The following is an 8,408-nucleotide window of genomic DNA, read 5'->3' on the forward strand; positions in this document are numbered from 1 at the left end:
CGCCGGCTCATCCCTTCCGAAACAGCCAGCCGCACCTTCAGATAAAGTTCCACGGTGTAGATCCCCTGTCCCTCCTGCGTTCATTGCAGAAGAGAAATAGGTGGCCGGATTTTACTCCGCCCGAAGCCGGGACAATCCCGCCGCTACCGTGGACTAATTTTGCACCGCCGCTCTCAGATTCCCCGCTTTTCGTGGCGACCTGGTATACGATTGCTGTCTCCATGCTTGCAGTCATCGGAGCCCTTGCCGCCAGTCGCCTCGCTCGTTGGTGAGAGCTCTTAAAGAATATGCGCAGCGCCTATGGTAACGTGGACGGTTGGGCGGGGCGACTGACCAAGAAAGCTGAGCGGAACATTTAAGCCAAGCTAACGTGCTCTGCACTGGACAAGTTTCCTCGTCATGCATCCTCGGCCGCCGGAGAGCTTCACCATGGATCAGCATCTGGACGACCTGCGGACAAGCTTGCTGGAGGATACAGCAACCCAAAACCGCTGGAGCGAACTCAAAGCTGGATAAAACTTGGGGGGCAAGGTCAATGGCATCCTTGCGCGCGAAATTCACGCCATATTGATGTGACCCGGACGATCTCTGGTGGTCGCGATTGGTGTAAACGCGAACCGATCGTCCAACGTTGCGTAAAACTCCAATCTTGAACCGATTCGAACCTGAGGCACACCAATTCCCCCCCAGCTCGAAGCTTGGTGCGCTATATCGAATTACTTGCCCAATCTTCATGGCCGTGGCGAATTCGTATTACAAAAATTGTCTCATCATTTTCGATCCGATAAACGATGAGATGCGCTTTGAAGGGATGAATTCTAACGGGCGGATTGATCTCATCCCGTTCGCGCGCGATGCGTGGATTGGCAGCTACCAGATCAAGTAATGCGAAAAGTTCATTGTGGTAGCGCTTTGCTTGGCCTGCTCCGAACATACGGACACCTTGCTCGGCAATCGCGATAATGTCCTCTTCAGCCTCAACTGAAAGGCTAAAACTCATGGCTCTCCGGCACGAGTCATCGCCTCAGCAAAGAGTTCGTCCTTTGACCGTACGCCAACACCACTTCGCAGCCCGGCATCGACGAGGCTTTGCATGGCGGCAATCTTGTCGTTGCGTATCTGATCGCGTCGGATCAGGTCGCGCACGTAGTCGCTGGCATTGGAATATCGCCCGGTCCTAGCCTGCGCCTCCACCCAATCCTTCATCGGGTCTGGAAGAGATACATTCATCGTCGCCATTGGCACCTCCATTTGAAGGCACCATAACTGACTTTGGCAAAGTTTGTCAAAGATTCGAACGTCTTGAAAGGATTGGAACCGACGATCCGGCAGATCTTATAGCACTAAGGCATTGAAAGATTAATGAAATCTGTTGCCGAATGTCGATCTGTCTGATCAGAGTATTGCAAGCGGGGAAGTCCATCGGCAATTGACGTCCGCCGCTGGTGCGCGAGCTTTATGGTTTTCCCTGAGCCGAGGAAGCCTCAGCATGCCCGCTTCTGCGAGACATCGAGCCTGACAGCCGTCGCCCTCGCGATCGGTCATGAGCTTACTTGTAGGGCTTCCGTGGCCCCGCAGGATATCCTTCAACATATTCCCCAAGCAGTTCAAAATGATCCAGGATCCTGAAAGGATTGTTTGAGGCGGCCTCTATTCGTTGGGCGTCGTCAATAGAACACCACGGACACAGGTCTCGCTTGTCTCTAAGCGGCTCCGCGCATTCAGCACATTCCGCAATCGGAGGAACTATCTCCCCGTCCGCAAACACTCTGCCGCCACCTGCGCCTGTAATTAGATAAGGTGTTGGATAGCTGCGACCTATTTTTCCGACAAAGAAGTCGGCACCAAGTTCCTGCGCAGCCTTCTGAAGAGCATTTCTCGCCTGCGGGGAAGAATTGGCTCCGGAGATTACTGCCGCGACACATCGTTTTGGTACGTAGAGAATTTTGTTGCCGCTCACGTCCTCAACATAGTCTTCGAAATTCACGGCGCGCACTTCCTGCTCGTAGCTCCATTCCAGATACTTAGAGAAATAAGCTTGATAAAGGACAGCGTTCCGAAGGGCCATGGCGTCCTTGGGCTTCTTCCGGTGTGCGGCCATCTCCGCGAACGAAACCAGCGTCTCGCTCGGGGAGCGGACATGCAGGCGATAGCGATAGCCCATTTGATGGATGAGTCGGCGCACGGCCATCTCGGGCCGCGTGTCCTTGCCCGCGATGCGGGCCATTCGCTCTGAGCGCTGTTCCTTTGTCAATGGATCGGCCATGGCCAGATACTAACCGAGCATCGTATGACTGGGCAAATAACGTGGATTCCGGCACGCCATAAGCGCCTGCCAGAACGGCTTGGCGGCCGAAATACCAGATGAAGGTTTGGAAAGCCGACTGACTTCAGAGCGTCGGTGGCAAACTGGCGACCCGCATCGCCACCGCCGGGATCAAATTGGCCGACTTTCAGTTATTGCAGTTACATGCGGTGCGCACTATATTGGCGATCAAGGAGATATCGCCATGGCCAGCCAGCTCATTCACTTCGCCGGATTGTCGGATCGAGACCGCAGGGCAGCTTCGCCCTTGCCGAAGCTGACTGCGGGCGACAGACTGGAGCTTCATGTTCGTCATGCAGGTGGCCGGGAACAGACGCTATCGATTCCGCCCTCGGCCGCTGCGGCAGTTGAGACCCTTTTGGCGCATATGCTGCGCGGCGAGCGCGTCGCCGTGTTGGCCGAAGACCAGGAACTCAGCCCGACCGAGGCGTCGGCGATTCTCGGCATCTCCCGTCCCCTCGTCGTCCTGCGCATGGATCGGGGCGATCTGCCATTTCGCTATGTCGGCAAACACCGCCGCGCCCTCCTGAAAGACGTGCTCGCACTGAAATCCAGGCTCGACGCCTGTCAGGCAGCGATGGAAGCGCTGGCTGAGGACACGGAAGACCTGATTCAGACCCATGGCATCTAAACCGCCCGTCGCGGTCTATGATGCCTGCGTCCTCTATCCCTTCCATCTGCGCAACGTCCTGATCCAGTGCGCCTTCGACGGTCTCGTCGATGCGCGCTGGACCGACGACATCCATGACGAGTGGATGCGCAATCTCGCCGCCAACACGCCTGCCTTACCAATAGAACGTCTGATTGCCACGCGTGACAGGATGAAGGCCGTCCTGCCGGAGGCGGACGTGACGAACTATCGCCCGTTGGTCGCAGAGCTCGAACTGCCTGACCCGGACGATCGGCATGTTCTCGCAACCGCCATTGCTGGGAAAGCCTCCGTGATCGTCACCTGGAACCTGAAAGACTTTCCAGCAAGACACCTCCTCCCCCACGGCGTAACCAGTCAGTCGCCGGATGATTTCCTGGCCGATCTCCATGCCGCGTTTCCCGACGCGCTGATCTCCAGCGTCAAACGCGCCCGGCTCAATCTGCGCAAAACAACGCCATCGGTTGAGGCATTCGTAGATGCCCTCGAGCAAAGCAGGCTGCCAAAATTTTCAGACGTGCTTCGCCGGAACATCGCCGGGCTGAAGTAATCGGACCAGGTCCAGACAGAGATCGGCAACCGAGTACCCCGGGCCCGTGGCAACAGCCTTATTCCTCTTCGCTTTCTGACTCGGCCAAAAGCGGCTCCTCTTGCTTGGCATGTCTGCTCAGCAACCCGGCATCCTCGAGCGCGTCGATGTCGGGGAGGTCGCGTAGCGTCTCCATGCCGAAGGCGGATAGGAAGTTCTTCGTCGTCACATATGTGTAGGGCGCGCCGGGCGCTGGGCTGCGCGGCCCGGAATGTTTGCCGTTTGCACTGTCGATATGTGCAACGCCAGCGGCTCAGCCGAAGCCTTACCTTCACTTCATTGCCTTGGATCGGCAGGTCTTGGAGACTGCGGTACGACCAGCCGTGCCGACTTCCGCTCTGTTGTCGGCAATTTGGGCAAATACCCGAGGATGGTCCGCAAGCAGACACAACCCAATCACCATCACCGTTGGATACAACGCTCTGCACTTTAATGCCCGGACCGGGCGACCATTTCGATTTCGTTCGCATGCCCGCCCATAACGGCGTGACTGCTAACCACTTGTTAACCACACAAAGTGAGGAAGACCCCAATTAAATGCCAAGCCTGGACCTATTCGCCGCATTCTTACAAATAAGTGCCAAGCGACATCAGGGAAACGGAGCAGGCAGAAGGCTACTGCAATCAGGACTGAAATTTTGTGCTGAAGCGGGCAGACCGAACGTCTGGTTGGCGGTTAACGCCGAAAATGAACGAGCAACGTCTTTTTATATCCGGAATGGTTTCGAGAAAGCCGGGGAGACACATTTTCAGATTGGCGATCAGGCCTATCCAAATCATATCCTTCGAGCTTCCCTCTAGTGAGCGACTATGAGCCAAACATTTTCGCGATGAAGAATCTCTATATGGCATCGCAACAGAACTGAACTATCTCGCGCCCGCCTTTGCATCCTTTGCGGGCGCGCTCGTGGTTGGCGCGGCTATCGGGTTGCTATTGGCGATGAGCCAAGCGCCGGCGCGGCTCGATCCGTTGAGCGGGCTCATACATCGCCCTGGCACGCCTGTAACCTTGATTTTGGTAAGCATCGGATTTCTTGCCAAATACGCTCTTTCAGTCGCCTTGGCGCATCAACCAGATCTTGCCGCTAATACTAGCTACAACGTCTTCTATGGTGCCGTCGCGGGTGCAGTTGATGGCGTCTTTTGGGGCGGCGGGACCATTCTCCAGCTTTATCGGGCCTTCGGTCGCAACGGCAATAAGGCCGCGCGATCAGGATAAGCAACGATTTTCCATTTCTTCAACAAGGAAGGGCAAATATCTTGACCAAAGGGGCCATTTTACCGATTCCGTCAGACTGCCACAGCTTGCATTCAATGGCTTAGTGGGATGACCCAAGTCAAATAGCGTGGCAATCGACATTAATGTGTCGATTGCCACGCTATTTGACCTTTTTTTCCACTATGTGACCCTGTGAGGCCCCTCTAGCGACCGGAATCGACCAACATCGGCCATAGGACTTCGCCGGTTCAGTCGCCGGACGCGGACCTACCACTACCCAATACCGGGCAATGCCTTGAGGGCGCCGCTAACCGCGTCGATCAGCGAGCGGATACGTTTGATACGCGCGCGGCCGGGTACAATGAGGATGGATAGCGGGACTGGCTCTGGCGCGTAGTCTGGAAATACCTGCTCCACCGCCCCAGCCTGCAGAAGGTCGTCCACCAACCAGACATGAGCGGGAGCGATGCCACGCCCCTGTATCAAGGCTTCCCGGGCGGCGAGGCCGTGATCAACCAGCAGCCGACCGTCGAACGGTATCGAGCAAGGCCGCCCCTCCTGCGGGTGGAGAACGAGCATGTCGCTTCCGACTACGTTGCTCATGCGGATCGTCTGATGGTGCCGCAAATCATCCGGCCTCTGCGGGCGTCCGTGCTCTTCCAGATAGGCGCGTGAAGCCACTAGCACCCGGCGTGAATTGCCAATGGCCTTGCGCTGCATGGAACTGTCGGCGAGCGGCCCCAACCGGATCGCAATATCCACCGCCTCGCGCACCAGATCAATTTGAACGTCGGACAGCCTGAGGTCGATGCTCACATTTGGATGCTGATCCTGAAACTCGAACAATATCCGCTGGACATGTCGCACCCCCAAAGCGGCGGTGCAAGAAACCCGGATTTTTCCATCCAGGCGCTCACCCGCGCTGCGCGCGTCATCGGCGGCCTCGTCCACCAGCCGCAGGATGGTGCGTGCATTATCCAGGTAGTCCGTGCCTTCGGCCGTAAGCGTGACGCGCCGGGTGGTCCGACTGAGAAGGGTGGTGCCAAGCGCGCCCTCCAGCTCTGTGATGTGGCGGGTGATGGTGGCTTGGCCGACACCATATTCGCGGGCCACGGCCGAAAAGCTGCCACGCTCCGCAACGCGGACGAAGCTGCGCATCCTCTCTAAGGTGATCGCTGATTTATCCATTTATCGCAACTATCCTATACCTTTTCGCTATCTACCGAATAACTGGTGCAATGAATAGCTTCTCGGCTGACCCACAGGCCAACCAGCGGAGAGCATGATGTCGCCGACCCATAAGCCCCTTATCACCGTCGTCGGAGCCTTGAGTAAGCAAGGTCGCAACGCCACGCGATCCTTGCTGGAAAGCGGGAATTACCGCGTCCGCGCGCTGACTCGCCGCATAGACTCGGTGGAGGCGCAAAGCCTGGCGCATGACGGTGCGGAACTCATGAACGTGCCGTTAGAACTGGGGCAAAAACTGGCGATGGTGACGGCCTTTGAAGGCTCCCACGGCGTGTTCCTTATGACGCCCCCTATCGCGCCACCAGATACGCATGAAGCCGCACTTGGCAGGGAATTAGCCGATGCGGCCGTTGAGGCGGGCGTCCAACATCTTGTTTTCAGCAGCCTGGAAAATGTCGATCAAATCACACACGGAGAAAAATTCGCTCCGCATTTTACCGACAAAGCGAACATTAAGGATTATATCCGCACACTCCCTGTACAAAGCTCCTTCATCATATTGGCCTTCTTTTATACCAATCTCCTTGAATACTACACGCCACGCATGAATGGCGACACCCTGATATTTCCGATCTATTTACCGGAAGATTTCCGGGCGCCTTTTGTCGATCCTATGAGTGCGACGGGGCCGGCAGTGCTGGAGATATTCTCCGATCCGGAGAAATATGCAGGCAAGTCCATGCCGGTCATCGGCGACATTATCTCGCCCCGGGAAATGGTCGCCACGTTCACCCGCGTCACGGGTCGGAAGGCTGCATATAGCTCGGCTTACACCCGAGAAGGGTTGCTTCATCACTTCCCCGATTTTGCGGCGAACGAACTCCTGGTGCGCGAGCTATTGGGGATGGCCGAATATGCCACCGAATATGGCTATTATCGCCAGGATCGTGACCTTGCGTGGAGCCGGGACGTAGATCCAAACAGCCTCACATGGGAGCAATTTCTGCGATCGACCGGGTGGCAAGGGCAGGCCCAATCCTTCGGCGTTTGATTGCGAGATCGCAAAGGCCGCTTACTCTACCAATGCAGCCAAAAGCTGCCGGACTGCTAACCACCCATAAGCAGACTTTAGCTCAATGAAACTCGAGGACCGGCCACCATTCTCCACGCGCCGAGCAGCCTTCAGTATTTGCCTCAGCGCCGTCCTCCGATCGCAGTTCGATGTCGTATACCTTCCCGAGATGTGTCGTCTCGAAATCCTGCTTGGCACTGCCCACCGGCCGGTCACCTCGAGCGGTTTCGGCTGATCACCGTCAGGCTCTTATTCGACTGGGCCGCTCGACGGCGCATTGCGGATCGATCTTTCCCGCGCGTGGGGCGCAGAAGCGTGGAGAACGAACACCTGGCGAGTTCGATGCCAGGCAAAGTTGAGTAGGTTCTGGCGTCCGACTTGAGATCGGCGGGCGCAGCTAGTGTCTTTACCGTTTTCTCGCCACAAGGAACGGCCGCACGTCCGTGCCGCGCGAGCCATGGCGGGCGCGCTCAATAATTTCAAATCCCGCCGCAGTTATCTCGCGCTCCAGCTCTTGGGCGGAAAGAACCGCTACGTTAGGCGCTTTGCCGAAAAATTGCATCACCGGTATTGCGACCCGCACGACCGGGTTCATTTCCTTCAGGCACGGCGTCTTGGAGATGAAGAGCCCGCCAGGCCGCAAGAGCCGATGGACGCCCTTCAGAGCGGCTTCCCGCGCGGCCATCAAATGCAGAACATTGAAGCCGAAAGCGACGTCGAAGGTTCCGTCTGGCCACGGCGCCGCATCGGGCGTTGCAACCTCGAACTCGGCGTTGGCGCGGCCCCCAGCCTCGGCCTTCTCGCGCGCGATCGCAATCATCTCGCTGGATATGTCGGTCGCCACGAGGCGCGCGAGCGAGGGCGCGAGCTTTAGCGCCGTCGTTCCTGTGCCGCATCCAAACTCGAACGCCACCTCATCGCCCTCGAGATAATGGCGCGTGCGCTCGAGCGTGCGCTCGTAGCCCGTCATGTCGGTAATCGGATCGGCGGCATATTTGCGCGCGATGCGATCCCAGAAGCGCGCATCGTTTTCTGTGTGGAACATCGAAGCTCTCCTGTATCCCGTCCTCTAGCATATGCGCAGAGATTTGGAATTGTGGGGGATCGCACAAGTGTTATACAAATTTGTATGATGAACATCGATTGGAACCGGGCTCGCGCCTTCCTCGCCACGGCCCAGGGGCGCGCCGGCGGAACGACCGGGATGGGCGCAGAGCTGCCGATCGCATATTACGAATCAAGACTGGAGGAAAGTCCGAGATCGGCCCATCAGGGAATTGCGGGCAACTAGATCCATACGTCTATGTCTTTCGTTCTCTCGCCCCCGGCGGTGCCGGTATTGGGCGTTCCCCTAGGCTCGATCAG

General features: G+C 57.2%; 10 protein-coding genes and 3 pseudogenes. 6 read left to right on the forward strand and 7 right to left on the reverse strand.

Translation table 11 applies throughout. The features are described 5' to 3' along the window. Positions 1–176: 176 nt before the first annotated feature. Positions 177–272: pseudogene (locus tag DUT91_RS26990) on the forward strand (NrsF family protein); the annotation flags it as partial. Between the two features lie 434 nt (positions 273–706). Here the strand turns inward: DUT91_RS26990 and DUT91_RS23970 are convergent. The 3 genes from DUT91_RS23970 to DUT91_RS27330 form a co-directional block, all read right to left on the reverse strand. Then, positions 707–1,000, reverse strand: a complete 294-nt coding sequence (locus tag DUT91_RS23970) for a type II toxin-antitoxin system RelE/ParE family toxin (RefSeq protein WP_114442916.1) — start codon at positions 998–1,000, stop codon at positions 707–709. Next, the gene (locus tag DUT91_RS23975; protein WP_114442917.1) at positions 997–1,239 is read right to left on the reverse strand and encodes a type II toxin-antitoxin system ParD family antitoxin; all 243 of its coding nucleotides are present in this window, start codon (positions 1,237–1,239) and stop codon (positions 997–999) included. Before DUT91_RS23975 ends, DUT91_RS23970 begins: the two co-directional genes overlap by 4 nt. Positions 1,240–1,549: 310 nt before the next feature. After that, entirely contained in the window at positions 1,550–2,266 is a 717-nt protein-coding gene (locus DUT91_RS27330) for a PDDEXK family nuclease (protein WP_114442918.1), read from the reverse strand. Positions 2,267–2,510: 244 nt separating this feature from the next. Between DUT91_RS27330 and DUT91_RS23985 the strand changes: the two genes are divergently transcribed. Then, a complete protein-coding gene (locus tag DUT91_RS23985; RefSeq protein WP_114442919.1) occupies positions 2,511–2,957 on the forward strand; it encodes a MerR family transcriptional regulator in 447 nt (148 codons plus the stop codon). After that, positions 2,947–3,525, forward strand: coding sequence for a PIN domain-containing protein (locus DUT91_RS23990; RefSeq protein WP_114442920.1), 579 nt, complete (start codon positions 2,947–2,949; stop codon positions 3,523–3,525). Before DUT91_RS23985 ends, DUT91_RS23990 begins: the two co-directional genes overlap by 11 nt. Positions 3,526–3,583: 58 nt before the next feature. Here DUT91_RS23990 and DUT91_RS25900 read toward each other — a convergent pair. Then, positions 3,584–3,781: pseudogene (locus DUT91_RS25900) on the reverse strand (SMC-Scp complex subunit ScpB); the annotation flags it as partial. A gap of 31 nt (positions 3,782–3,812) precedes the next feature. Beyond that, positions 3,813–4,034, reverse strand: a pseudogene (locus DUT91_RS27000) (transposase family protein); the annotation flags it as partial. Between the two features lie 67 nt (positions 4,035–4,101). Between DUT91_RS27000 and DUT91_RS24005 the strand changes: the two are divergent. Beyond that, entirely contained in the window at positions 4,102–4,365 is a 264-nt protein-coding gene (locus DUT91_RS24005; RefSeq protein WP_114442921.1) for a GNAT family N-acetyltransferase, read from the forward strand. A 139-nt stretch (positions 4,366–4,504) separates the two neighbouring features. After that, positions 4,505–4,783, forward strand: a complete 279-nt coding sequence (locus DUT91_RS24010; RefSeq protein WP_114442922.1) for a DUF6622 family protein — start codon at positions 4,505–4,507, stop codon at positions 4,781–4,783. 273 nt (positions 4,784–5,056) lie between these two features. On the opposite strand, the gene DUT91_RS24015 is transcribed toward DUT91_RS24010, so the two are convergent. Further along, positions 5,057–5,971, reverse strand: a complete 915-nt coding sequence (locus tag DUT91_RS24015; RefSeq protein ID WP_114442923.1) for a LysR family transcriptional regulator — start codon at positions 5,969–5,971, stop codon at positions 5,057–5,059. A 97-nt stretch (positions 5,972–6,068) separates the two neighbouring features. Here DUT91_RS24015 and DUT91_RS24020 point away from each other — a divergent pair, with 97 nt between their 5' ends. After that, a complete protein-coding gene (locus DUT91_RS24020) occupies positions 6,069–7,022 on the forward strand; it encodes an NmrA/HSCARG family protein (protein WP_114442924.1) in 954 nt (317 codons plus the stop codon). Positions 7,023–7,449: 427 nt separating this feature from the next. Here the strand turns inward: DUT91_RS24020 and DUT91_RS24025 are convergent, their stop codons facing one another. After that, a complete protein-coding gene (locus tag DUT91_RS24025) occupies positions 7,450–8,088 on the reverse strand; it encodes a class I SAM-dependent methyltransferase (protein WP_114442925.1) in 639 nt (212 codons plus the stop codon). Between the last annotated feature and the right edge of the window lie 320 nt (positions 8,089–8,408).

It is taken from the genome of Paramesorhizobium salinisoli (assembly GCF_003335045.1).
Taxonomy (GTDB): domain Bacteria; phylum Pseudomonadota; class Alphaproteobacteria; order Rhizobiales; family Rhizobiaceae; genus Paramesorhizobium; species Paramesorhizobium salinisoli.